Annotated in this window: 15 protein-coding genes; 8 read left to right on the top strand and 7 right to left on the bottom strand. The window is 64.1% G+C overall.

Going from position 1 to position 25,581, the window contains the following annotated elements; genetic code table 11:
* Nucleotides 1-45: 45 nt before the first annotated feature.
* From eprS to IF690_RS16255, 5 genes are all read left to right on the top strand, one after another.
* The gene (eprS, locus tag IF690_RS16275) at nucleotides 46-3,033 is read left to right on the top strand and encodes an autotransporter serine peptidase EprS (protein ID WP_202696477.1); all 2,988 of its coding nucleotides are present in this window, start codon (nucleotides 46-48) and stop codon (nucleotides 3,031-3,033) included.
* A gap of 166 nt (nucleotides 3,034-3,199) precedes the next feature.
* Nucleotides 3,200-6,283, top strand: a complete 3,084-nt coding sequence (locus IF690_RS16270) for an autotransporter serine protease (protein ID WP_202696476.1) — start codon at nucleotides 3,200-3,202, stop codon at nucleotides 6,281-6,283.
* 40 nt (nucleotides 6,284-6,323) lie between these two features.
* Nucleotides 6,324-8,033 (top strand): polyurethane esterase, encoded by a 1,710-nt coding sequence (locus IF690_RS16265; RefSeq protein ID WP_202696475.1) that lies wholly within the window; start codon nucleotides 6,324-6,326, stop codon nucleotides 8,031-8,033.
* Nucleotides 8,034-8,136: 103 nt separating this feature from the next.
* Complete coding sequence (locus tag IF690_RS16260) at nucleotides 8,137-9,990, top strand: polyurethane esterase (RefSeq protein ID WP_202696474.1); 1,854 nt, start codon at nucleotides 8,137-8,139, stop codon at nucleotides 9,988-9,990.
* A gap of 311 nt (nucleotides 9,991-10,301) precedes the next feature.
* Nucleotides 10,302-10,694 carry a hypothetical protein gene (locus IF690_RS16255; RefSeq protein WP_202696473.1) on the top strand — a complete coding sequence of 131 codons (393 nt, stop codon included), beginning with the start codon at nucleotides 10,302-10,304 and terminating at the stop codon, nucleotides 10,692-10,694.
* A 20-nt stretch (nucleotides 10,695-10,714) separates the two neighbouring features.
* On the opposite strand, the gene IF690_RS16250 is transcribed toward IF690_RS16255, so the two are convergent.
* Nucleotides 10,715-10,939: a YgdI/YgdR family lipoprotein gene (locus IF690_RS16250; RefSeq protein ID WP_007922767.1), complete on the bottom strand. Its 225-nt coding sequence runs from the start codon at nucleotides 10,937-10,939 to the stop codon at nucleotides 10,715-10,717.
* A 218-nt stretch (nucleotides 10,940-11,157) separates the two neighbouring features.
* On the opposite strand from IF690_RS16250, the gene IF690_RS16245 reads away from it, so the two are divergent.
* The gene (locus tag IF690_RS16245) at nucleotides 11,158-12,810 is read left to right on the top strand and encodes a VRR-NUC domain-containing protein (protein ID WP_202696472.1); all 1,653 of its coding nucleotides are present in this window, start codon (nucleotides 11,158-11,160) and stop codon (nucleotides 12,808-12,810) included.
* Nucleotides 12,807-15,095, top strand: a complete 2,289-nt coding sequence (locus IF690_RS16240) for an ATP-dependent DNA helicase (protein ID WP_202696471.1) — start codon at nucleotides 12,807-12,809, stop codon at nucleotides 15,093-15,095. The genes IF690_RS16245 and IF690_RS16240 overlap by 4 nt, the downstream gene beginning before the upstream one ends.
* Here IF690_RS16240 and IF690_RS16235 read toward each other — a convergent pair.
* The gene (locus IF690_RS16235; RefSeq protein ID WP_202696470.1) at nucleotides 15,080-16,288 is read right to left on the bottom strand and encodes a serine hydrolase domain-containing protein; all 1,209 of its coding nucleotides are present in this window, start codon (nucleotides 16,286-16,288) and stop codon (nucleotides 15,080-15,082) included. The genes IF690_RS16240 and IF690_RS16235 overlap by 16 nt on opposite strands.
* Before the next feature lie 72 nt (nucleotides 16,289-16,360).
* On the opposite strand from IF690_RS16235, the gene IF690_RS16230 reads away from it, so the two are divergent.
* Nucleotides 16,361-16,987: a TetR/AcrR family transcriptional regulator gene (locus IF690_RS16230; protein WP_202696469.1), complete on the top strand. Its 627-nt coding sequence runs from the start codon at nucleotides 16,361-16,363 to the stop codon at nucleotides 16,985-16,987.
* A 26-nt stretch (nucleotides 16,988-17,013) separates the two neighbouring features.
* Here IF690_RS16230 and IF690_RS16225 read toward each other — a convergent pair whose 3' ends face one another.
* The 5 genes from IF690_RS16225 to IF690_RS16205 form a co-directional block, all read right to left on the bottom strand.
* The gene (locus IF690_RS16225) at nucleotides 17,014-17,427 is read right to left on the bottom strand and encodes a TIGR03067 domain-containing protein (protein ID WP_202696468.1); all 414 of its coding nucleotides are present in this window, start codon (nucleotides 17,425-17,427) and stop codon (nucleotides 17,014-17,016) included.
* 37 nt (nucleotides 17,428-17,464) lie between these two features.
* Nucleotides 17,465-18,112: a response regulator gene (locus tag IF690_RS16220; protein ID WP_007929094.1), complete on the bottom strand. Its 648-nt coding sequence runs from the start codon at nucleotides 18,110-18,112 to the stop codon at nucleotides 17,465-17,467.
* A gap of 74 nt (nucleotides 18,113-18,186) precedes the next feature.
* Complete coding sequence (locus IF690_RS16215) at nucleotides 18,187-21,375, bottom strand: hybrid sensor histidine kinase/response regulator (protein WP_202696467.1); 3,189 nt, start codon at nucleotides 21,373-21,375, stop codon at nucleotides 18,187-18,189.
* A gap of 112 nt (nucleotides 21,376-21,487) precedes the next feature.
* On the bottom strand, nucleotides 21,488-22,630 hold the full coding sequence (gene pvrR / locus IF690_RS16210) for a response regulator cyclic di-GMP phosphodiesterase PvrR (RefSeq protein ID WP_502710182.1): 1,143 nt from the start codon (nucleotides 22,628-22,630) through the stop codon (nucleotides 21,488-21,490).
* A gap of 34 nt (nucleotides 22,631-22,664) precedes the next feature.
* Nucleotides 22,665-25,493: a response regulator gene (locus tag IF690_RS16205; RefSeq protein WP_202696465.1), complete on the bottom strand. Its 2,829-nt coding sequence runs from the start codon at nucleotides 25,491-25,493 to the stop codon at nucleotides 22,665-22,667.
* Nucleotides 25,494-25,581 lie beyond the last annotated feature (88 nt).

The raw sequence follows: 25,581 nt of genomic DNA, 5'->3' as shown, positions 1-25,581 counted from the left end.
CCGACCTGACATTTTCGACAAAAACAAAAAACGAGAAGTCATCACATGGATAGACGCTTTTATCAGCTCAAGGCGCTGAGTCGCCGCTCGTTGCTGGCCTGCTCCACGCTATCGGCGGTGGCACTGCCCGGGATGGTCCAGGCGCAGTACCAGGAAACCGGCCAGTTGGGGGTGCCGGCCAGCTGGCAATCGGCCGAGTACACCCAGGACTGGGGCCTGGAACGCATGCGCGCCAGTTCCGCCTATGCCGCCGGCATCACCGGCAGCGGGGTAAAGATCGGCGCCCTCGACTCGGGTTTCGACGCCAGCTATGGCGAAGCATCGCCCGAGCGTTTCCACGGGGTCACCGCCAGTGGCACCTATGTCGACGGCACGCCGTTCAGCGTCTCCGGGGTGCTCAACGGCAACAACGACAGCCATGGCACCCATGTCACCGGCACCATGGGCGCGGCCCGCGATGGCGTTGGCATGCATGGCGTGGCGTTCAATGCCCAGGTCTATGTGGGCAACACCAACAAGAACGACAGCTTCCTGTTCGGCCCGACCCCGGACCCGCAGTATTTCAAGGCGGTGTACGGGGCCCTGGCGGATGCCGGGGCGCGCGTCATCAACAACAGCTGGGGCAGCCAGCCGCCGGGTGTCAGCTATCAGACCCTGGGCGACCTGCACGCCGCCTATGCCCAGCACTATGGCCAGGTCACCTGGCTGGATGCGGCCGCCGAGGTATCGCGCCAGGGCGTGATCAACGTGTTCAGCGCCGGCAACAGCGGTTACGCCAACGCCAGCGTGCGCGCGGCGCTGCCGTACTTCCAGCCGGAGCTGGAAGGCCACTGGCTGGCGGTGTCCGGCCTGGATGCCAATAACCAGCAGCGCTACAACCAGTGCGGCATCGCCAAGTACTGGTGCGTGGCCGCGCCCGGGCGGCTGATCTCCAGCACCGTGCCCGGCGGCGGTTACGCCACCAAGTCCGGCACTTCGATGGCCGCGCCCCATGCCACGGGCGCGCTGGCCCTGGTGATGGAGCGTTATCCCTACCTGAACAACCAGCAGGCCCTGGAGGTGCTGCTGACCACCGCCACCCAGTTGGACGGCTCGATCACCGAGGCGCCCACCAGCCGGGTCGGCTGGGGCGTGCCCAACCTGGAGCGGGCCATGCGCGGTCCGGGGCAGTTGCTGGGGGTGTTCGACGCCAACCTGGGCGCCGGGCAGGGCGATGTCTGGAGCAACGACATCTCGGACAAGGCGCTGCTGCAGCGCCAGGGCGAAGACGCCGCCGAGCACGCGGCCTGGCAACAGACCCTGAAGGACAAGGGCTGGGAAAACGGCCTGGGTGCCGGTGCCAGCCAGCAGGACAAGACCGACTACGCCGTCGGCATGGCCCGCGACGCAGCCGCGGCGCAGCGGCTGTACGAAGGCAGCCTGGTCAAGTCCGGCGCCGGCTGGCTGGTGCTCAGCGGCAACAACAGCTATCGCGGCGCGACCACGGTCAATGGCGGCCTGCTGAGGGTCAACGGCACGCTGGCCTCCAGCGTTACGGTCAATGACGGTGGCACCCTCGGCGGTTCCGGACGCATCGGCGCGTTGCTGGCCAACAGCGGCGCCACGGTGGCCCCGGGCAATTCCATCGGCACCTTGCAGGTGGCGGGGGACGTGACCTTCCAGCCGGGCTCGACCTATGCCGTGGAGCTGTCGCCCAGCAGCAGCGACCGCATCGTCGCGGGCGGCAAAGCCACCCTCAACGGCGCCGGGGTCACCCTGGCCCTGGAAAACAGCCCGCAGCTGCTCAGCCTGGAACAGACGCAAAGCCTGATCGGCAGCCAGTACCAGATCCTCCAGGCGGCGAACGGGGTCGACGGCCGCTTCGGCTCGGTGGAACCGAACTACCTGTTCCTCGGTGGCAGCCTCGATTATTCCGCCAGTGGTGTGCAGTTGAGCATCGGGCGTAACGCCACCTCGTTCGCCAGTGTCGGCCTGACCCCGAACCAGCGTTCGGTGGCGGCCGCCGCCGAGCAACTGGGAGCGGGCAACCCGGTGTATGAAAGCCTGCTGCGCTCGCCGAGCGCCGGCGCGGCGCAACAGGCGTTCCAGCAGCTGTCCGGGGAAATCTACCCGGCGCTGGGCTCGATGCTGCTCAACGACAGCCGTCAACTGCGCGAGGCGGTCGGCGAGCGTCTGCAGGTCCCGGGCGCGGTGCTGCAAAGCGAGGGCAACCTCTGGCTCAAGGTGCTGGGTGCCTGGGGCAAGAACGACGGCAGCCACGACACCGAGGGCTACAACAGCTCCATTGGCGGGTTGCTGCTGGGGGCCGACGGTGCGCTCAGCGACAGTACGCGCCTGGGCGCCTTCGCCGGCTACAGCGACAGCTCCCTGAGCATGAGCGGCGGCACCCATTCCAAAGCCTCCGTGGACAGCTATCACCTGGGCACCTACCTCGGCCACGAGCTGGGCGCCTGGCGCCTGAGCGCGGGCGCGGCCCACAGCTGGCATCGTGCCGACGTCAAGCGCGACCTGCAGTTCGTCGAAGTCAGCGGCAAGCAGAAAGCCAAGGTCGATGCCCGCACCAGCCAGGTCTTCGGTGAGGCGGCTTATCGCCTGGACCTGCCGGCGCTGGCCCTGGAACCGTTCGCCAACCTGGCCTACGTGCACCTGCACCGCGACAGCTTCAGCGAGAAGGGCGACGCCGCGGCGTTGAAAGGCGGCAGCGACAGCCGCGAAGCCGTGCTCGGCACCCTCGGCCTGCGCGCCCTGAAAAGCCTCGAGCTGTCCGGGCAAACCCGCCTGGACCTTTCCGGCTCCCTGGGCTGGCAGCACAACCTGAGCAACACCCGGGCCGAAGAACACCTGGCCTTTGCTTCCGGCGGCGCGCCGTTCAGCGTCGAAAGCACCTCGCTGCCGCGCAATGCCGCGCTGGTCGGTGCCCATGCGAGCCTGGCGTTGAGCCGCGACCTGCGCCTGAGCCTGGATTACAACGGCCAGTTGGCCAGCCGCGAGAAGAACCACGGGGCAGGGCTGAGCCTGAACTGGCAGTTCTGACCCCCGCCGGGCTGACGCAAGGTCGCGTCGGCACGGCACAGCAGCTATCGGCACAGCACGGCTCGCCGTTGGCGGGCCGGTTGTTCGGTAAACCAGCCGCGTCGGGTCTGACGCGGTGTTTCTAGCAAGGCAACTATTTTCAGCAAGGCAACTAAGGAAGGTACCGATGAAATACAGCTTTACGGGGGCTGCTCCGGCAGCCAACAACCTGGTGCGCGCCTCCTGTGGCGCGTTGATCTGTGGCCTGGCCGTGGCGGGTAGCGCCCAGGCCGCGCCTTATGTGGAAGGCGGCAAGCCGGGCGATCCCGGCAGTTGGCGCAGTGCCGAGTTCAACGCCGAATGGGGCCTGGGGGCGATCCATGCCGAGCAGGCCTATGCCGCCGGTTATACCGGCAAGGGCGTCAAGCTGGGGATCTTCGACCAGCCGGTGTATGCCCAGCACCCGGAATTCAGCGGCAACAACAAGGTGATCACCCTGGTCACCAGCGGCATCCGCGAATACACCGACCCCTATATTCCGGTCAAAGCCGGCGATGCCTTCCGTTATGACGGCACGCCCTCGGTGGGTTCCGACGGCAAGCTCGGCTCCCACGGCACCCACGTCGGCGGGATCGCGGCCGGCAGCCGCGATGGCGGGCCGATGCATGGCGTGGCCTTCGACGCGCAGATCATCAGCGCCGAGAACGGCGACCCGGGCCCCGAGGACGGGATCATTCTCGGCAACGACGGCGCGGTGTACCGGGCCGGCTGGGACGCCCTGGTGAACAGCGGCGCGCGGATCATCAACAACAGCTGGGGCATCGGCATCACCGACCGTTTCGACCAGGGCGGCCGCGACCCGGCCTTCCCGCATTTCACCGTGCAGGACGCCCAGTTGCAGTTCGACCAGATCCAGCCGCTGCTGGGCACCCGCCAGGGTGGTGCCTACAGCGGGGCGATCGACGCCGCTCGCGGTGGCGTGCTGACCATTTTCGCCGCCGGTAACGACTACAACCTGAACAACCCGGACGCCATCGCCGGCCTGGCCTATTTCGTGCCGGAAATCGCGCCGAACTGGATGACGGTGGCGGCCTTGCAGGTGAACCCGGATACCTCCAGCCCCAATCCCTACACCCTCAGCACCTTCTCCTCGCGCTGCGGCTACACCGCGAGCTTCTGCGTCTCGGCGCCGGGTACGCGGGTCTACAGTGCGGTGATCGGTGGCACCAACCTGGACGACATGACCATCGGCTACGCCAACAAGAGCGGCACCTCCATGGCCGCGCCCCATGTGGCGGGCGAGGCGGCGGTGCTGATGGAGCGCTTTGCGTACATGAACGCTTCGCAGATCGCCACGGTGCTGAGGACCACGGCTACCGACATGGGCGATCCGGGCATCGACGCGCTGTACGGCTGGGGCATGATCAACCTGCAAAAGGGCATCGACGGCCCGGGCATGTTCGTCACCGAAGCGGACATTCCCCAGGAGTTCCGTGTCGAAGGCGCCTACGGCTCCGGCCAGTTCGTCGTCGACCTGCCCGGCATCGGCGCCGTGGTGGATGCCGGCAAACCCACCGAGCGCCTGTGCACTGGCCTGTCTTGCGGGCTGGATGTCTGGCGCAACGATATTTCCGGCCACGGTGGCCTGACCAAGCAGGGCATCGGCACCCTGGTGCTCACCGGCAACAACAGCTACAGCGGCCCGACCCTGGTCAATCAGGGACGCCTGGCCATCAATGGTTCGCTGGCATCAAGCGTGACGGTCAATGACAGCGGCATTCTCGGCGGCAACGGGCGCATCGCCGCGCTGACGGCCAACCGTGGCGGCACCGTGGCGCCGGGCAACTCCATCGGCACCTTGCAGGTGGCGGGCGACGTGACCCTGCAACCGGGCTCGACCTACGCGGTGGAGCTGTCGCCGACCAGCAGCGACCAGATCGTCGCTGGCGGCAAGGCCACTGTCGAAGGGGCCAACGTGACCCTGGCCCTGGAGAACAGCCCGACCCTGCTCAGTGCCCGCGAGGCGCAAAGCCTGCTGGGCCGGCAATACAACATCCTGCAGGCGGCCGGTGGCATCGATGGGCGTTTCGCTTCGATCGCGCCGAACTACCTGTTCCTCGGTGGCAACCTCGATTACACCGCCGGCGGCGTGCAGTTGCAGGTGGTGCGTAACGCGACAGCCTTCAGCGATGTCGGCCTGACCCCGAACCAGCGCTCCGTGGGCGCCGCCGCCGAACAATTGGGGGCGGGCAATCCGGTGTATGAAAGCCTGCTGCTGTCGGCGGACGCCGCCAGCGCGCAACAAGCCTTGCAGCAACTGACCGGGGAGATCCACCCGGCCATCGGCACGCTGCTGATCAACGACAGCCGCCAGCTGCGCGACGCGGTGGGCGACCGCCTGCGCCAGGACGGCCTGCTCGACTCGGCAGCGCCCGCGGCCAGCGACAACAACGTGTGGTTCAAGGTGCTGGGGGCCTGGGGCAAGTCCGACGGCGGTTATGACCATGCCAACTACACCACCTCGATCGGCGGCCTGCTCGCCGGGGTCGATGGCTTGATCGCCGAGGACACCCGTCTCGGCCTGTTCACCGGCTACAGCGACAGTTCCCTGAGCATGGGCGACGGTACCCATTCCTCGGCCTCGGTGGACAGCTATCACCTGGGTGCCTACCTGGGTCACCAACTGGATGCCGTGCGCCTGAGCGTCGGCGGCTCCTACAGCTGGCATCGCATCGACGTGAAGCGCGACCTGCAATATGGCGAGTTCTCGGACCGGCAGAAGGTCAAGCGTGACGCCCAGACCGCCCAACTGTTCACCGAAGCAGCGTGGCAAGTGGCGTTGCCAGGCGTGGCGCTGGAGCCCTTCGTCAATCTGGCCTACGTGCATGTAGGCAGCGACAGCTTCCGCGAAAAAGGCGGGGCTAGCGCATTGCGCAGTGGCGATGACAACCGCGACGCGGTGCTCTCGACCCTCGGCCTGCGGGCCGGCAAACGCTTCGCCCTGTCCGATGCCCGGCAGCTGGAGCTGGCCGGTACCCTCGGCTGGCAGCACAACTTGAGCGATATCAGTTCGGACCAGCACCTGGCTTTTGCCGGCGGCGGTTCGTTCAACGTACAGAGCGTTGCGCTGGACCGTAACGCTGCTGTGATCGGGGCTCGCGCCGGCCTGTTGCTGGGCCGCGATACCCGGGTAAACCTGGACTACAAAGGCCTGTTGGGTTCACGGGACAAGAGTCATGGGGTCGGCCTGACCCTGGAATGGCAGTTCTGAGGCTCGTGGCCAATAACTATAAAAGCGAGGCATGCACATCATGGGTGTATTCGATTACCGGAACTTCAAGGGCGAGTCGGGCAAAACGCTGTACAGCGATGCCCTGGAGCTGGCGCTCTATGCTTACACGCCCACCGGGCAAGCGCTGGCGTCGGGCTGGAAGCCGATTTCCGCCGGGCAACTGTGCTACCACGGCACGGTCGGGCCCGAGGGCACTTTCTTCGGTGAACAGCCGGGCTTCACCACGGCCAACGTCGAAGTGCTGGGGCGCTATGACGCCGCCGGCAAGTTGCTGTCGATTGGCATCACCTTTCGCGGGACTGGCGGCCTGGGCCTGTGCGATACCCTGGGGGATATCTATAACAACCTGCAGGCGGCGTTCGGTCCGTCGGGCTACGCGGACGACTACAGCAAGAACGCCTTCAACCAGCTGTTCTCCCGGGTGGCCGAGTTCGCCAGGAGCCAGGGACTGAGCGGCCAGGATGTATTGGTCAGCGGTCACAGCCTGGGTGGCCTGGGGGTCAACAGCCTGGCGCAACTGAGCAGCGATCATTGGGGCGGTTTCTATGCCGATGCGCAGTATGTGGCGTTCGCTTCGCCGACCCAGAGTTCGGGGGGCAAGGTGTTGAACATCGGCTACGAAAACGATCCGGTGTTCCGAGCGCTCGACGGCACTTCGTTCGACTGGTCGTCCCTCGGCGTGCACGACAAGTCCCAGGCATCGGCGACCAACAACATCGTCAACTTCAACGACCATTACGCTTCGGGCCTGGAGAACCTGTTGCCGCAGAGCATCCTCAACCCGCTGTCCTGGAGCGCCCACGCTGCCGATAGCTATGCCGCCGGCCTGAACCGGGTGGCCGATTCGGCCTTCTACGACTTGACGAGCAAGGACTCGACCATCATCGCCTCCACATTGTCCGAGGCCAATCGGGGTAAGACCTGGGTCGAAGACCTCAATCGCAACGCCGAACTGCACAAGGGCAGCACCTTCATCATCGGCACCGACAGCAACGACCTGCTCAAGGGTGGGCGTGGCAACGACTTCATCGAAGGCCGCGCCGGCAACGACACCTTCCGCGACGGCGGTGGCTACAACATCCTGCTGGGCGGCCAGGGCAACAACACCCTGGACCTGCAGCAGTCGCTGAAGAACTTCAGTTTCGCCAACGACGGCGCCGGCACCCTGTATGTGCGCGATGCCTACGGCGGAATCAGCATGACCCGCGACATCGGGGCGATTATCAGCAAGGAGCCGGGGTTCCTCTGGGGGTTCTGGGGGTTGTTCATGGATGACGTGACCCACAGCGTCACCGGCAAGGGGCTGTTGGCCGGCAACCAGCTGACCCCCTACAACCATTCGCTCAATGGCGACGCCTACGGCAACACGCTGGTGGCTAGCGTCAATGGCGACTGGTTGTTCGGTCACGGGGGCGACGATGTGCTGCGCAGCGACAAGAGCGGCGTGACCTTTGTCGGTGGCGCCGGCACTGATGTCCTGTACTCGAGCAACGGCGGGACCAACACCTTCCTGTTCAATGGGGACTTCGGCGTCGACACGATCTTCGGCTACCAGAGCACCGACAAGCTGGTGTTCATGGGCGTGCCGGGCGTGGGGCAGGGCTACGACTACACGCAGCACCTGTTACAGAACGGCGAGAACACCTTGCTCAGGGTCGGCGACCACGCCGTGATGCTGGTCGGGGTCGCGCCGGCCAGCCTCTCTGCCGGGGGGATCGTCTTCGCCTAAATAAAAAACGCAAGCAGGCATTGCACTAAGGGCGGGGCGTCTGTTGAGGGCGCTCCGTCCGCGTGAGCTATCTCGAACAAATCCAACAAAGAGAGGCAATACCATGGGTGTGTATGACTACAAAAACCTCGGCACAGAAGACTCAAAGGCGCTGTTTTCCGACGCGCTGGCGATCACGCTGTATTCCTACCACAACCTCGACAACGGCTTTTCCGCCGGTTATCAGCAGTACGGTTTCGGCCTCGGCTTGCCGGCGACCCTGGTGACGGCGCTGATCGGCAGCAGCGATTCGCAAGGGGTGATTCCCGGGCTGCCCTGGAACCCCGACTCGGAGAAAGCCGCGCTGGAGGCGGTGCAAAAGGCCGGCTGGACGCCGATCGGCGCCTCCCAGCTGGGCTACGACGGCAAGACCGACTTCAGGGGCACCTTCCATGGGGAAAAGGCCGGCTACACCACGGCCCAGGCCGAAGTGCTCGGCAAGTACGACGACCAGGGCCAGCTGGTTTCCATCGGCATTGCCTTTCGCGGCACCAGCGGCCCCCGTGAATCGGTGATCGGCGACTCCATCGGCGATGTGATCAACGACCTGATGGCGGCGCTCGGGCCCAAGGACTATGCCAAGAATTACGCCGGCGAAGCCTTCGGCAAGCTGCTCGCCGATGTCGCGGCCTTCGCCCAGGCCAACGGCCTGACGGGCAAGGACATCCTGGTCAGCGGCCACAGCCTCGGCGGCCTGGCGGTCAACAGCCTGGCGGACCTGAGTGGCGATCACTGGTCGGGGTTCTACCAGGATGCCAGCTACGTCGCCTACGCCTCGCCGACCCAGAGCGCGGGGGACAAGGTGCTGAATATCGGCTACGAAAACGACCCGGTGTTCCGCGCCCTCGACGGCTCTTCGTTCAACCTGGCGTCCCTTGGCGTGCACGACACGGCGCAGGAGTCGGCGACCAACAACATCGTCAGCTTCAACGACCATTACGCTTCGGCGGCCTGGAACGTTCTGCCGTTTTCCATCCTGAATATTCCGACCTGGCTGTCGCACCTGCCCACCGGCTACGGCGACGGCATGACGCGGATCCTCGAGTCGAAGTTCTACGACCTGACGAGCAAGGACTCGACCATCATCGTCGCCAACCTGTCGGACCCGGCGCGGGCCATCACCTGGGTCCAGGACCTCAACCGCAATGCCGAGCCCCACAAGGGCAGCACCTTCATCATCGGCACCGACAGCAACGACCTGATCCAGGGCGGCCAGGGCAACGACTACCTGGAAGGCCGCGCCGGCAACGACACCTTCCGCGACGGCGGTGGCTACAACATCCTGCTGGGCGGCCAGGGCAACAACACCCTGGACCTGCAGCAGTCGGTGAAGAATTTCAGTTTCGCCAACGACGGCGCCGGCACCCTGTATGTGCGCGATGCCAATGGCGGCATCAGCATCACCCGCGATATCGGTGCGATCGCCAGCAAGGAGCCGGGCTTGCTCTGGGGGCTGTTCAAGGACGACGTGATCCACAGCGTCACCGACAAGGGCCTGCTGGCGGGGAGCAACCTGACCCAGTACGCCTCTTCGGTGAAGGGCGACGCCGCGGCCAATACCCTGATCGCCCACGCTGGCGGCGACTGGCTGTTCGGCCTGGACGGCGATGACCACCTGATCGGCGGCCAGGGCAACGATGTATTGGTCGGTGGCGCGGGCAACGACCTGCTGGAGGCGGGAGGGGGCAGCAATACCTTTCTGTTCAGCGGCGATTTCGGCCAGGATCGCGTGCTGGGCTACCAGAGCAGCGACAAACTGGTGTTCCTCGGCGTCGAAGGCGTCGTCGCCAACGACGATTTCCGCGCCCATGCCAGCACCGTGGGCAACGATACCTTGCTGACCTTCGGCGGCGACTCGGTGACCCTGGTAGGGGTGAGCCTGGACAGCCTCAACGGCGCAAGTATCACCATCGCCTGAAGCTTGGTCGCGCGGGGCGATGCCTTGGCCTTGCGCGGTCACGGGCTTGCCTTTCAAGGTCCCTCGACAGCACTTCTCGCCAAAGCCAAGGGGATTTGCCCGAAGGGGTGACCCGCAAGCCTGGAAATGACTCCAATATCGGACCACCTTCGACAGAGCATCGACCCAGCGCCAGGTGGGTGGATGCCGCGCGTGCGCTCCAGGGCCGTTAAAGTCCGCGGGGACTTGTGCGTTATCCAAGGCAGGCAGCCGTTGCGAGGCAGCGGCCGATGTTCATTCAACGGCAACAGTGAAAGCGGGAGAAACACAAGGTGAGTGATAACCAGAGGTATGGCATCGGTCTGGCGCTGCTCCTGATAGCGGGCAGCGTCATGGCCGAGGACCTGCCTCAGCAGTCGATCCTGAAGCGCTATGGCGTGACCCCGGACCAGCTGCCGGCCGCTGCGCCGGCCACCGGCAAGGAAGTAGAGCCCGAACCAGGCAACCGCTTTCATATCGACGCGCAACGGCCTTGGGCGAGCGTGACCTTGGGGGAGGGTAAAGGGCCTGAAACCACCGGCAATATCAGCATCGATAATGCGGCTGCCCGGGAGTTCGAGCGGTGTCAGCGGGTGCGTGGAGAGCTGCAGAAGCGTGGGGAACAGCGATACATTGCCTGCGATAACCGCGTGCCGGGGCAGAATTCGTCACCCTGGTCGCCCTGAGGGCGACCAGGTTCGATCGCTCAGTCCTCTTGGCGGACGGTGGCGACATCGGCCGCCTTGATGCGGATTTTCTTGCCGGCGATGTCTTCGAATTCGTAGAACCCGTCGGCGGTCTTGGCGTTAGGCATGTCCTTGGTCAGGTACTGCGTGCCGTTCTGCAGGGTCACCACGGTTGGCGAGGCACAGCCGCCCAGTGCCAGGAAGGCTGCGACGGCCAACGGCAGGCCCAGGTATTTGACGTTCATAGACAAACCTCTCTTCATGAATCTTTGTGAGTCCACCCACGATTGGCGGCTCGCGACTATATGGCTATCCGCCCTTGGTGTGATTAACCGCAAGAAAGTTCTGCGGCCCCGTAAAAAAACCTGTAACGCCACTTATCCAATAATGTTTGCCAGGGCAGGTCGGCAGCTGTTATCTGTATGCATAACCAGTATCCACCTCTTTGCGGCGCGCTTGTCTTGTGACTTCCAACCCTCTGGAAAACCCTCTTTATTACCTGCACAACTTTCAGCAGGTGCTGGCGTGGCTCGAGTTGCGCTATGCCGATGTGCTGTCACCTGAAGAGCGTAGCTTCATTGCCGACTTCGCGGCGCTGGCCCAGCCATCCCAGGCGCTGCTGGTGCGCATGATCATGCGCAAAGGCTGTCATTTTCGCATGTCCCGGCTGGTCTATGAAGAAATTGGTGATACCCGCGCCGCCGTCGCGCCGCTGGTGCGCCTGGGTTGGGTCGACGAACAGGCGCCGCTGACCCTGGAAGAGCTGTTCAACCTGTTGCAGAAGGCGGAAATCCTCCACGGTTTTCGCGCGGTAATCGAACAACCGAAGGCCCGCAAGTCCGACTGGCTAACGGCGCTGGCACCATTGTTCGACGAGCCCAGGAGCCTGGACCACTGGTGCCCGGGGCTGGAAGACGGAGTGTGCAGCTTGACGGTCATGGCGCTGTGCGACCGCTTGCGCCTGATGTTCTTCGGCAACCTGTATCAGGACTGGTCGGAGTTCGTGCTGGCCGACCTGGGCATCTTCACCTACGAGAAGGTCGAGTTCCGCGACGACGCCCGGGCCCTGCGCAGCCGTGCCGATGTCGAGGGTTTCCTGTACCTGGAGGACTGTCGGCAGCGCTTCGAAAGCGGCGCGGCGCTGGACGAGGTGCTGGCGAGCATCCAGGCGTTCGCCAGCGACAATCCCTGGTTGCAGCGGCGCCGGGCCAAGCTTTTGTTCGTGCTGGGGCAGCACTGTGAGCGGCTTGCGCAATGGCCACTGGCGGTCGCCATCTACCAGGCCTGCGCTGACCCAGGGGCGAGAGCGCGGCTGATCCGCGTCTTCGAGCGCAGTGGCGATTACCGGCAGGCGCTGGCCCTGGCCGAGGAGGCGGCGCTGGCCCCGCACAACGCGGCCGAGCAGCAGCAACTGCTGCGGCTGCTGCCCAGGTTGCGGCGCAAGCTGGGCGGCCCGGCCACGCCGCGTGGCGGCACCCGGCCGACGCTGCGCCTGGACCTCAGCCTGCCGCGGGCCGATCCGGCGTTGTCGGTGGAATTCCATGTGCAGGCCCATCTCCACGAGGAGCAGGCGCCGGTGCACTACGTGGAGAACAGCCTGATCAATTCACTGTTCGGGCTGCTCTGCTGGCCGGCGATCTTCGCGCCGCTGCCCGGGGCGTTCTTCCACCCGTTCCAGCGCGGGCCGGCGGACCTGTTGAGCGAGGACTTCCACAGCCGGCGCGCCGAGCTGTTCCAGGCGTGCCTGGCGGAGCTGGATGACGGGCGTTATGCGCAGACCATCCGCCAGCGCTACCTCGACAAGTGGGGCGTGCAATCGCCTTTCGTGTTCTGGGGCGCCCTCAGCGAAGAACTGCTGGAGCAGGCCCTGGCCTGCCTGCCGGCCGAGCACCTCAAGCACTGGTTCGATCGCCTGCTGCAGGACATCAAGGCCAACCGCGCCGGCATGCCGGACCTGATCCAGTTCTGGCCGCGGCAGAAAACCTACCGGATGATCGAGGTCAAGGGCCCAGGCGACCGCCTGCAGGACAACCAGCTGCGCTGGCTGGAGTTCTGCCAGCAGCACCAGATGCCGGTGGCGGTCTGCTACGTGCAATGGGCGGAGCAGGACGAGTGAACTACCGCATCGCGGTACGGGCACTGTGCGAATTCACCGCCAAGGTCGGTGACCTTGACCTGCGCTTCACCCCATCGCCCACCGCGCTGGAAGGCATCCAGGGCCACCGCACGGTGGCGGGGCGGCGCAGCGCTGACTATCAGAGCGAGGTGTCCCTCGAAGGCGGCTTTGGCGGATTGACCGTCAAGGGCAGGGCGGACGGCTACGACCCGGACGCCAACCTGCTGGAAGAAATCAAGACCTACCGTGGCGACCTGGAGCGCATGCCGGGCAACCATCGCCAGTTGCATTGGGCCCAGGCAAAGATTTATGGCTGGCTGTTGTGCCAACAGTTGCAACTGAGCAGGATCCGCCTGGCGCTGGTGTATTTCGACATCCTCAGCGAGCGCGAGACGTCGTTGGTGGAAGAACACGAGGCCGAGGCCCTGGAACAGTTCTTCAACCAGCAATGCAGCCTGTTCCTGCAATGGGCCGAACAGGAACTGGCCCACAGGCAGGCCCGCGACCAGGCCATGGCGGCACTGAGCTTCCCCCATCCTGATTTCCGTCCGGGGCAGCGCAGCCTGGCCGAGTCGGTGTACAAGGCGGTGAGCACCGGGCGTTGCCTGATGGCCCAGGCGCCGACCGGGATCGGCAAGACCCTGGGCACGGTGTTTCCCATGCTCAAGGCGATGCCGGGGCAGCAGTTGGACAAATTGTTCTTCCTCACCGCCAAGACCCCGGGACGCAAACTGGCGCTGGACGCCGCCGAGGTGCTGTTCGAGCGCAACCCCGGGTTGCCGTTGCGGGTGCTGGAACTGGTGGCCCGGGACAAGGCCTGCGAGCACCCGGAGCTGGCCTGTCATGGCGAGTCCTGCCCGTTGGCCAAGGGCTTCTACGACCGTCTGCCGGCGGCGCGGCAGGCGGCGAGCCAGCTATCGCTGCTGGACCGGCAGGCAGTGCGCGAGATTGCCCTGGAGCACCGGCTGTGCCCGTATTACCTGAGCCAGGAAATGGCCCGCTGGAGCGATCTGCTGGTGGCGGACTACAACTACTACTTCGATTTCAGTGCCTTGCTGTTTGGCCTGGCGCAGGCCAACCAATGGAAGGTCGCCGCGCTGGTGGACGAAGCACACAACCTGGTGGAGCGCGGGCGCTCGATGTACAGCGCCAGCCTCGACCAGTATCAGTTGAGCGTCGTGCGCCAGGTCGCCCCGGAGCCGCTGAAGAAACCGCTGCAACGGCTCAACCGCGAATGGAATGCCCTGCACAAGGAGCAGTTGCGGCCGTACCAGGCCTATGACCAGGTGCCGGCTCCGTTGCTCAAGGCGTTGTCGCTGTGTATCTCGGCGATCGGCGATTACCTCAACGACCACCCGCAAGGGCTGGACAGTCGGTTGCAGGGCTTCTATTTCGATGCCCTGCAATTCACCCGGGTGGCCGAACTGTTCGACGAGCCGTTCCTGTTCGATATCAGCAAGCGCGAGCTCAATGCCCGCCGCAGCCTGTCCGAATTGTGCCTGCGCAATGTGGTGCCGGCAGGTTTCCTGGCGCCGCGGTTGAGCGCGGCGCGCAGTACGGTGCTGTTCTCGGCGACGCTCAACCCCTGGCATTACTACCGCGACCTGCTGGGGCTGCCGGAGACCACGGTGTGGGTGGATGTCGAGTCGCCGTTCAGTGCCGCACAGCTGGATGTGCACATCGTCAGCCGGATCTCCACGCGTTTCGCCCATCGCCAGGCGTCCCTGGCGCCCATCGTCGAGCTGATCGCCAGCCAGTTTCGCCAGCGCCCCGGCAACTACCTGGCGTTCTTCAGCAGCTTCGATTACTTGCAGCAGGTGGCCAGCCTGCTGGCCGAACAGCACCCGGATATTCCTGTGTGGCAACAGTCGCGCGGGATGGATGAGGGACAACGCCGGGCGTTTCTCGAGCGCTTCGACGCCGATGGCCAGGGGGTGGGGTTTGCCGTGCTGGGCGGGGCGTTCGGCGAGGGCATCGACCTGCCGGGCTCACGCTTGATCGGCGCCTTTATCGCCACCCTCGGCCTGGCCCAGTTGAACCCGGTGAACGAGCAGTTGAAACAGCGCATGGCGGCGATTTTTGGCGCCGGTTACGACTACACCTACCTGTACCCCGGCCTGCAGAAGGTGGTGCAGGCCGCGGGCCGGGTGATTCGCAGCCAGCAGGACCGTGGCGTGGTGATGCTGATCGACGACCGGTTCGCCGAGCCCCGGGTCCGGCAATTGCTGCCGGGCTGGTGGTCGCTCGACGCCCCGACCGGCAAGGTGCTTCAGGGCGCCGGGTAGGCGGCGTCGCGGATCTCCCGGGTAAAGGCCCCCGACATGCCCTCGAAGACGGTGTTGGTCAGCGCCACCACGGTCATCCTGGCCCGGGGGTCGACAAACCAGCTGTGGCCGTAGGCGCCGCCCCATTGCAGGGTGCCCCTGGATTGCGGGGTGCCGGCCAGGGCCGGATCGTCCAGCACCGCCCAGCCGTAGCCGAAGCCCCAGCCCGGCCCCTGGGTCTGGGCCTGGGCACCGACCTGGTCGGTCATCATCGCCTGCACGCTGCGGGCGGACAGCAGTGGGCCGCCACCCTGGCGCAAGGTGTCGAGAAAACGCGCCACCTCCATGGCGGTACCGGCCATGCCGGCGCCACCGGAAGGGTAGGACTGCGGGTCGAAGATCCGCTGGAGGGAGAACCGCGTGGTGCTTTCGCCGACCCTGATCGCCGCCTCGTCCTGCATCCGGCTCGGCCGCGGACGGTCATCGCGGTACACCGCGCCGAGGCGGGCAGGGTCCTTGACCGAGAATGCGGTGTCGTTCATGCCCAAAGGCCGGGTGACCAGCTCCTCGGTCAGGACCGGCAGGCTTTTGCCGCTGGCCTTTTCCAGCACGGCGCCCAGCACGTCGATGGCCATGGAATAGCGCCACTGCGTGCCCGGCGGATAACTCAAGGGCACGCTGGCAATGCGTTCCAGGTTGTCTTCCAGGCTCATGCCCGGCTCGGCCAGGCCATCCGACACCCCCGCCGTGCGATACGCCCCGTGCTCGGCTTCGAGAAAGCCATAGCTCAGGCCGGCGGTGTGGGTCAGCAGTTGCTTGAGGGTGATCGGCGGCCGAGTGCCATCGGCCAGCCTTGGGCGGAAGTCCGGCAGCCACTGGCTGACCGTATCGTCCAGGGACAGCGTGCCCTGTTCCACCAGGCGCATGGCGACCGCGGACACCATGGGCTTGGTGACGGACGCCAGGCGCAGGATGGTGTCGCCGGCCATGGGCCGGGCCGCTTCCCGATCGGCGAAACCGGCGGCGCGCTGGTACACCACCCGGCCGTCGCGCATCACCACCACTATGGTGCCGACGATCCGCTGTTCGCCGATGGCCCGTTCGATGGCCGTGTCCATGCGCCTGCCGAGTTCCTCGTCCGGCGTGGCGGCGCTGGCCTGCGAAGCGCCGAGGATGGCGGCCAGGGCAAGCAGACCTTTACTGGGTCGATCCATGGGGGGAACCTCTATAATCACAATGTCCGTTATGATTAACCGGCCTTTGTCCTAATTTCAATAGTGATCACTATGATAAATAACCCTGCTGCCGTGGTGCGCCGTCGTGGACGGCCGATTGCCTTTGATCGCGACCAGGTCCTGAGCCTGGCGGCCGAGGTGTTCTGGCGCCTGGGTTATGAGGGTGCCTCGATGCCGGAGTTGTCGGCGGCCATGGGCATCACGGTGCAAAGCCTGTATGCCGCGTTCAGGTCCAAGGCCGAGCTTTACCGGCAGGCGCTGGTGCATTACCAGCGCAGCACAGGCGCCTTTGCCGAGCGGGCACTGCGCGAGGAGGCGGATGTGGTGGACGGTTTCCTCCGCCTGTTACGCGAGGCGGCCCGGGAGTACAGCCTGCCGGGCCGGCCGCGGGGCTGCATGATTTCCACCGCGACCCTGACCTGCGCGGTGGAAAACGATCCGATACGTGAGTTTGTGAGCGCCTTGCGGACCAACACCCTCAAGGCCTTCGAAGCGCATATCGAACAGGGCATCGCCAGCGGGCAGCTGCGCGCCGATACCCAGGCCGCGGCGCTGGCCCGGTATATCGGGGCGATCATTCAAGGCATGTCGGTACAGGCCCAGGATGGCGCGGATTGCGACACCTTGCTGGCAATCGGCGAGCTGGCGGGGCGGGAAATACAGCGGGCCAGGACCTGACGGGCATGCCGGCCAGTGCGCGAACCTCAGCGGCTGCCGAGGGCTGTTCCAGCCTGTGAGACGCGGACGAACCGGCGCAGGGTTTCACCTGGCCCGGTGCGGAACTCGGTGGGTCTGGGCTGGCCCTCATCTGCGGCGATGAAGACAAAATCATCGCCTTCCAGTCGATAGCTGGCGGGCAGATGCTTGCCGATATCGGCGCCCATGGAGTCGATCCAGGTGATGGACTTCGGCGTGGTACGGGTATCGAGGGTAAAACGACCCGCGAGCAACAGCTCGCCTTCCAGCGTCACGACGCGGAACCCTTGCCCCTGAATCAGGGTAAGGGCTCCTGGGGCGCCGTGTTCGTCAGGTGGATTGCGGACTCCGTTGTCCTCGAACTCCACCTGTTCCCAGGCGCCTTGAAGTCGTTGCAGGTCGAGCAGGTCATCGGGTTTCATTGTCGGTCGGGCCCTTTGCCGTGGCGGGAACCAGGGGTCAGTTGAAGATGTTGCGACCGATACAGTACGTCAGCAGGTCCTGGTCGCTCTCGACTTCCAGCTTGCGCATGGCGGAGATTTTCTGCGCGCTGATGGTCTTCGAACTGCGGTTCTGGCTGCGGGCAATGTCACTGACGCTCTTGCCGGAAACGAACAGCCGCAGGATTTCAAACTCCTTGGGCGAGAGCATGGAAATCCGGTCGTCGATGCTCGCATTGGATTCGATGACCGAGCTCGGCGCAGGTTCGAGACTCTGATAGGAACCTCTTTCGACGATGGTCTTGAGCGCCACTTGGATTTCATTGTGCAGCTGGCTTTTCTGGATCACCCCGACTACCCCGAGTTCATGCAGGCGCGTGAGGATCAACTGGTTGGAGATCATGGTCAGGATCAGTATCTGCAGGCGCGGGAAGTGGCGCTTGAGGTACTCGACCAGCTTGAGGCCGTCGCCGTAGGGAGAATCCCCGGGCATGTTGTAGTCGGTAATGACGATGTCGACCGGCTGTTGCTCGAGGATCTCGATCAAGCCCTGTGAGCTGATGGCTTCACCGACTATTTCAAAGTTGCTTTCCCGCTCCATCAATTCGCGAACGCCGAGCAGGACAATCGGGTGATCGTCGGCGATGACTACTTTAAATTTTTCCATGACTAGCCACTCGTAATACGCCGGTTGGTAGGGAGAAAGAGTAAGGGATTGCGTTCATCAAATCTTGTCGCGTCTCATTCAAGTGCATTAAGAATATCCGTCAAGCTTTGTATCAGGCTTTTCACCGCAAGGGTCACGGAAGAAGTCATTGCGCTTTGCAGTATCCGGGACTCCAGCTCGGCGCAGTTTTTCGCCAGCCCGCTCAACTGCACGGCGCCCAGCGCTCCGGCGGCGCTGTGCAGCCGCTCGGCGAGCCGCTTGGCATCCTGGGCGTCGAGGGCGTCGGTCACGCTCTGGACATCCTGGCGCATGGTGCTGATGAACAGCTCACGCATTTTCGGGGACAGCTCGATCATGGTGTCGCCGGTCGTTGAGGTAGGCGTTGCATCGATCATGGGTTGCGGTTCCTGGGCAGGCGCATTCGCGCAGAGATTCGACAGGTAGTGGTGCAGCGTCTGCAGGCTCAAGGGTTTGACCAGCCAGGCATTCATGCCGACGGCCATGCAGCGGGAGCCTTCTTCGCGCATGGCATTGGCCGTGACCCCGACAATCGGAATCACCCGGTCGCGCTCACGCAGGGCAAGGGTCAGTTCATAGCCATTGAGCAGCGGCATGTTCACATCGGTCAGCACCAGGTCGAATACCTGCGGCTGCCAGAGCTGCAAGGCTTCTTCGCCGTTGGAGGCGGCGGTCACCGTGCAGCCCAGGGCTTCGAGTTGCTCCTTGATGATCGCCTGGTTGATCGCGTTGTCCTCGGCCACCAGGATATGCAGGCCGAGCCTGCTGCTCAGGTTGCATTCGGCAGTGGCGGGCGCAATGGTTTTGCCATGCAGGGTCAGGGAGACGGCCCTGGCAATGGCTCTTATATCGTGGGCATCCACGGTGCAGCCTGGCTTTGGCTGTGCCGGAGGGTGTTCGCCGCTGATGCACAGGACCCGGGGGCCGGCCCAGGCGGGCAGGTTGCCGGAGGGCAGGACATCGACCAGCAGGTTGGCCTGGCGCGACTCTTCGACAAAGGCTGGCAATGGCTTGGCGACCACGCCGAGGCGATTCAGCCAGTCACAGGTGCTCTGCGCCAGTTCCACGGCGGGAGCCCGTACATACACCGCCCGGGTGCTCGGCAGGATGTCCGCGCAACCTTCCAGCGACCCCGGCATGACCTTCAGCCCCAGTCGGAGCGAGAAGCTGCTGCCCAGGCCGGGCTCGCTGACCACGCGTATCTGGCCGGCCATCATTTCCGTCAACCAGCGGCATATCGCCAGGCCGAGCCCGGCACCGGCCTCGCTGGAAGCGTCGCGCACCTGGTAGAAGGTGTCGAACAGGTGTTCCTGTAGCGCCGGTGAAATGCCGATGCCTGAGTCGGTGACCTGCCATTCCAGGCTGGCCTGGCCATCCACGCATTCCAGGACCCTGACCCGCAGCACGACGCGCCCGCTGTCGGTGAACTTGATGGCATTGCTGAGCAGATTGTTGAGGATCTGCCGGATCCGCACCGGGTCGCCCAGCAACTGGTCGGGCAGCGTTGCATCGACACAGGCGTACAGCAGCAGGCCTTTGTCTTCGGCGAAGACGCTGTAGGCGTGCAGCGCATCCTCGATCATCTGCAACGGGCAGAATGCCTGGGACTCGATCGCCATCTGCCCGGACTCGATCTTGGAAATGTCCAGGACATCGCTGATCAATTGGAACAGGGTGCTGGACGAGCGCTGGATGGTTTGCAGATGCTCGCGCTGCCGGGCGTCCAGGCGCGTCAGCCCGAGCAGTTCCAGGGTGCCCAGTACGCCGTAGAGCGGGGTGCGTATTTCATGGCTCATGGTGGCGAGGAACAGCGTCTTGGCTTCGCTCGCCGCAGCGGCGGAGCGTCGCGCCTGCTCCAGCATGGCTGCACCCTCGATGTGGCTGGTCACGTCGTGGAAGGCACAAAGCACTGCATCCTCGCCCTGGTAACGGGTGGGCACGAACCCTACCTGCAGGTGGATACCGTCAATGTCCAGCCGGGTTTCACCGGCGACGGACAGGTCCTGCCGGCTCTCCAGGGCCATCCGCAGTCTTGTGCTGCCTTGCCACTGTTGGGCTTTGCGGTTTTCCAGCAGGACCTTGAAGTCCGAGCGACGCACCACGCACAGGCCGCTGGGCGCGCTATCGATCACGGCCCGGCTGAAGGCCTCGCCCTCGGCGGTGCGTTGGTAAGCCTCGTAGACCGGTTTGACGATACGCGATTGATACCGCCGACTGGCCAGCCAGCCACAGCCGATGCCAGCGATCAGCAGGGCCAGCAAGACCGGCAAGGGCCACAGGGTGTAGTTGAAGTAGCTCTTGAAACCGATGGTGTAGAGGGCGCTCCAGGGCTCGGCGGAATTGCTCGAGACCTTGAAGACCATGCCGTCGCTGGTGACGTTCAGCCCGTCATGCAGCACCACGTCCGGTTGCAGCGACCCGCTCAGCACCTTTCCGGAGGGGGCGATCAGGGCGACATGGCCATAGGTCGACCACGGCATGAGTCGCTTGATGTCATTGACCAGATCCATGCTGAACAGCGACGCGATGCCGAACCATTGTGGCCCGAGATGGGTGCTGACATAGGCCAGCAGCCTGGCAGGGGCCTCGTTGGCCTGTTGGGGGGCGAGGGGTTCCCAATCGACCACGCCATCGACCCGTGCCGAATCGCTCGCCAGCAGAGGCTTGAGTGTTTGCAGGACGAGTGCCTTGTCGGGGGGGGCATGTTTCCAGAGAGGATCTCGTGAATGCCCGGCGGCTGGAATGCCGATATTGAAGTTGCCCTCGGCATCGAATAGAAAAAATGGCGGTGACTGGTAATGGGAAGTGGACCAGAAGGCGCTGTAGTAGTCGGTCAGGTGTTCTCCCAGCCCGGCCAGCCTGGCCAAGGTGTCAGGCTCGACGCTCTGGTGATTGACCGACAGGCTGAACGGCGTGGAAAAGACAAACTCCTGGCCCAGGTAGCTGTGCGGTCCCTCTTCGGGCAAGGTGCTTTTCAGGTATGAGCCCGAGCCGTTGGAGCGCAAGGGCATCTTGGTGCCTTGCACGGTCACGCCGCGGAGGAAGTCTTCATGTTCGTGGATGCCTTCCATCATCCGCGCAAAGTGCGCTTTGAACCTGTCGTGTTGTTCTTCGAGCAGTTTGTACGACGACCAGTAACCGATGGTGATCAACAACAGGGTCAAGCCGAGGAAAATCAACAATCCCTTGTTCAGGCGAGTCGAGTATCGTTGCAGATTCTCGAGAAGCGTGTCCTGGTGGTTCATCACTGGTATCCAAAAAAGCACGAATAAAGTCGAAGCCTTGAGGATCTTACCTTTAAACAACGACTTGTCAGTGATGTGGGGCATGTAATCCTGAAGGGGGGATGTCCTCGGTTCAATAACTGGCGGCTGGACCGTCGTTGACCAGAAGCTGTTGAAACTGCTCGGAGGGGACTGCGCGAGAGATCAGGAAACCCTGCACCTGGCTACAGTCGATCTTGCGCAACAGCGCCAGCTCCTCGGCGCTTTCCACGCCTTCGGCCACCACGGTCAGGCCCAGTTGGCGACCCAGGGCAATGATGCTGGTCAGGGCCTTGGTCAGTTCGTCGCTGGCGTGGCATCCCTGGACCAGGGCGCGATCGATCTTCAGTTCGGTGAACGGGGTCGAAACCAGGTTCATGTACGAGCTGTAGCCCTTGCCGAAGTCGTCCTGGGACAGGCCGAAGCCCTTGATGCGCAAGCGACAGGCACCGGCATAGAAGTTACTGATGTCCTGGGGCACCGAACACTCCATGAGTTCGAAACAGATCTGCCCCGGTACGCCCTGATGTTCCATGACAAAGTCGAACAGCCGATCCGCCAGGTCGTGGCTGTTGAGCAGATGGGTCGGCAGATTGATCGACACCGGAATGTCGTAGTCATGCTGGCGCCAGCGTGCCTGGGCCTGGATCGCCTGGCGCAGGACCAGCCACAGCAGGTCCTCCTCGAGGTCGAAGGACTTGAGGGCGGGCAGGAAGGTGTCGGGGAGCAGCATGCCCTGTGTCGGATGCATCCAGCGGACCAGGGCTTCGGCGGCGACGATACGGCCGTTGAACAACGATTTCTTGGGTTGGAACCAGGCCTCGAACTGCTCTTCCTGGATGGCCTGGGCCAGCATGGCCCGGCTGAGCATGGAGGTGGGCAAGGGGCGCGGCGAGCTCGGCTGCGAGATGCTCAATTGAGTGGTCAGGGTCTGCAGGGCGGCAAGGTTCACCGGTTTCGAAATCAGGCCGATGACTTTCACCCCGAGGTTCTTGGCAACCAGGCTGGCACTCATCAACATGCGCCGCGAAGCCGAGCTCATGATCGCCAGCGCCGGCTTGGAGTGCAGGGCCGCCAGTCCCTGGATGAACTGCACGCCATCCATTCCCGGCATCAACAGGTCGGTGAGCACCAGGTCGAACTTGCGCCATTTCAAGCGTTCCAGCGCCTCTTCGCCATCCCTTGCGCCTTCCAGGTAATAGGGGCCCAGCTCACCGAACAGATGCTGCAGGTACATGTGCTGGAAGGGATGGTCTTCAACGATCAATATGCTACAAGGCTTCATTCTTCGCTCTTTCATAGGGCGTTAGGTAATTGAACAGGGCGCGTAACGCAAAAGGTTTGACCAGGCAATGGTTCATTCCGGCCGCCAGGCATTGCTCTTCTTCTCCACGCATCGCGTTGGCCGTGGCACCGATGATCGGGACCGTACAGCCGCGGCGTCGCAGCTCCTTGGCCAGTTCATAGCCATTCATCACGGGCATGTTGACGTCGGTGAGGACCAGGTCGAACCGCTCGGCATTCCACATCGACAGGGCTTCCTCGCCGTTTGACGCGAGCTCCACGCTGCAGCCCAGCTCTTCGAGCTGATCCCTGAGGATCAGCTGGTTGATGACGTTGTCTTCGGCCACCAGCACGTTCAGGTCCAGTTGTTTCAACGTCCAGTGCTCGTTGTGGTTCTCGGCCTTGGCCACCCACACCCCCTGGGCCTGGCTGACCGCCTGATGAATGGAACTCAGGTGGTTCAGGTTCACGTGCCAGTACCCGGTACGAACCTGCGGTTCGTTGTTGCCGGTGCCGGTGGCGAGGATCAGCGGTCCGGGCCAGTCGGGTTGCAGGCGCTGTTCCAGTTCGCCGGGATGAACCTCGACCAGCAGGCAATCGTTGATCGGCGCGATCTTCGAGGGATGGCAAAGCTGTACCCGGGCTCCCCATTGGCGCAGCCAGCCGCCGATGGATTCCGCCAGCTCCCTTACGCTGGACATCACGTAGATGGTTTCCGGCAGCAGTTGCGTGGCGGGCAGGGTGACCGGCCCGTCGATCGCCGCTTCCAGGGGCAGGGTGAGGGAGAAGCTGCTGCCCAGCCCCAGTTCGCTGACCATGCGCAGGCTGCCGTTCATCAATTGGGTGAGGCGCTGGCAGATGGGCAGGCCCAGGCCGGTGCCTGCCACCACGTTGGCGTTGCCGCCGGTCTGATAGAAGGGTTCGAAGATCATCGGCTGATGATCCTGGGCAATGCCTTTGCCGGTGTCGGAGACCTGCCACAGGATGCTGGAGCGCTCGCCATCGCGGCTCAGCAGGTTGACCCGCAGCACGATGCGTCCCAGGTCGGTGAACTTCACCGCGTTGTTGAGCAGGTTGCTGAGGATCTGCCGGATCCGGGTGGCGTCGCCGATCAGTCGCTCGGGGATTTGCGGGTCCACGCAGGAATAGAGCAGCAGGCCCTTGTTCGAGGCGGCGGCGGAATAGCCCTGGATCAGCTCGTGGACCAGGTCCAGCGGCGAGAACTCATTCAGCTCCAGGGCCAGTTGCCCGGCTTCGATCTTGGACACGTCCAGCACATCGCAGATCAGCTGCAACAGGGTCGAGGAAGAACACTCGATGGCGCGCAGGTAGTCGCGCTGCTGGGTATCCAGCTGGGTGCGCGCGAGCAGTTCCAGGGTACCCAGCACGCCATAGAGCGGGGTGCGTATTTCATGGCTCATGGTGGCGAGGAACAGGGTCTTGGCTTCGTTGGCGGCGTCGGCCATCTGCCGGGCTTCTTCCAGCGCGGCTTCCACCTGTTTGCGTGCGCTGATGTCGCTGAAGGCGCAGAACAACACGTCTTCGCCCTTGTAGCGGGTGGGTGCGGAACTCAGGTAGAGATGGCGTCCTTCGCTGGTCTCGAAGTAGTCGAAGCGGTTCGGTTCGTGGCTCTTGAACGCCTGCTGGATCCAGCCGGTACAGAGTATTTCCCGTTCGATACCGTCGCCTAGCCACTGCTGCGCCAGGGTGTTTTCCAGGACCACCCGGCCATCGGTACGCCGCAGCACGCACAAGGCCACGGGCGCGGTCTGGATCACGTCGCGGCTGAACAGCTCGCTCTCGACCAGCGCCTGGATACGGCTCAGTGCGGGGGTGATGAAGCGGTGCTCGATGCGGCGGGTCAGCAGGCAGATCAGGCTGATGCTGAACAGGCAGAACACCAGGGCGCCGGCTAGCTGGGGCCAGAGCGCGATCAGCAGGGCGTGCAGTCTGAAGGAGTAGACCAGTTGCCAGTCGGAGGTCATCAGTTGCTTGCGGATCACCAGGTGATCGGGCCACCAGCCGCTGCCGACAAAACCGAAGAAGCTGGTGCCTTGCAGTTGCTGCAGGGCCTGTCTCAGGCGTCCGGCCGGGGTATTGGTGAACAGCAGCGCGCCTTCGGAGTTGAACATCATGAATTCGCCGGCGCTCTGGTCGCTGAGGGCCTTGAGCACTTCCCGCCCATCCATTTCCAGGCCCAGCCAGCCGGAGTCATCGGTGCGCTCGTCGAGCCGGGTGAAAATGTACAGCTGCGAAGTCTGCGTGGACGGGTCGGTGAGCCACAGCTCGTTGGTGTCCGGGCGCTCCCCATGGTTGAGCGCCTCCAGCTTGGAGAGGATGGTCTTGGGCAGGTTGGGGGAGGTGAGGTTGCTGCTGTAGAGGTGCATGACCCGGGCCTCGGGGCCGGAGCTCACATACAGCAGGTTGACCTGCTTGGCCTTTAAGTATTCGCGCATGCGCTGGCTCAGCCAGATGCTCCACGGGTCATCGACGTTGCCCAGTTGCAGGTGCAGTTCTTCGCTGGAGGGCAGGTACACCAGGGCCTGGGCTTGCTTGGAGCGGCGTACCGCGGACAGGCTGAGGCTTTCCAGCAAGGCCTCGCGGCTGGTGAAGAAGGTCTGGGCTTCGGCGATGGCGCTGCTCATGTAGCCGCGGCGCCGGGAAATGTCGTTACTGAGGGTGGAATTGAGGAAGTTGTAGACGGCGCCAAGGATGCCGACCAAAAGAATGAGCGCAAAAAGGCGCAGCAACCTGCTGGCGGCTTCCGGACTGGAAAATACGGGACTGATCTGATGAAGGTAGGTCTTTAATCTCATTGACCCACTCTAAATAAACCCTCAAAAATCCGGGATAGGACGATCCTTAAAGTCGCCGGTGTTTCCCGCTTTCAGCCTTGTCCACGAC

It is taken from the genome of Pseudomonas sp. SK3(2021), from assembly GCF_016772375.1.
Taxonomy (GTDB): Bacteria; Pseudomonadota; Gammaproteobacteria; order Pseudomonadales; family Pseudomonadaceae; genus Aquipseudomonas; species Aquipseudomonas chlororaphis_I.
Note: the sequence above shows the minus strand (reverse complement) of the source record. Positions and strands in the feature narration are given on the sequence as shown.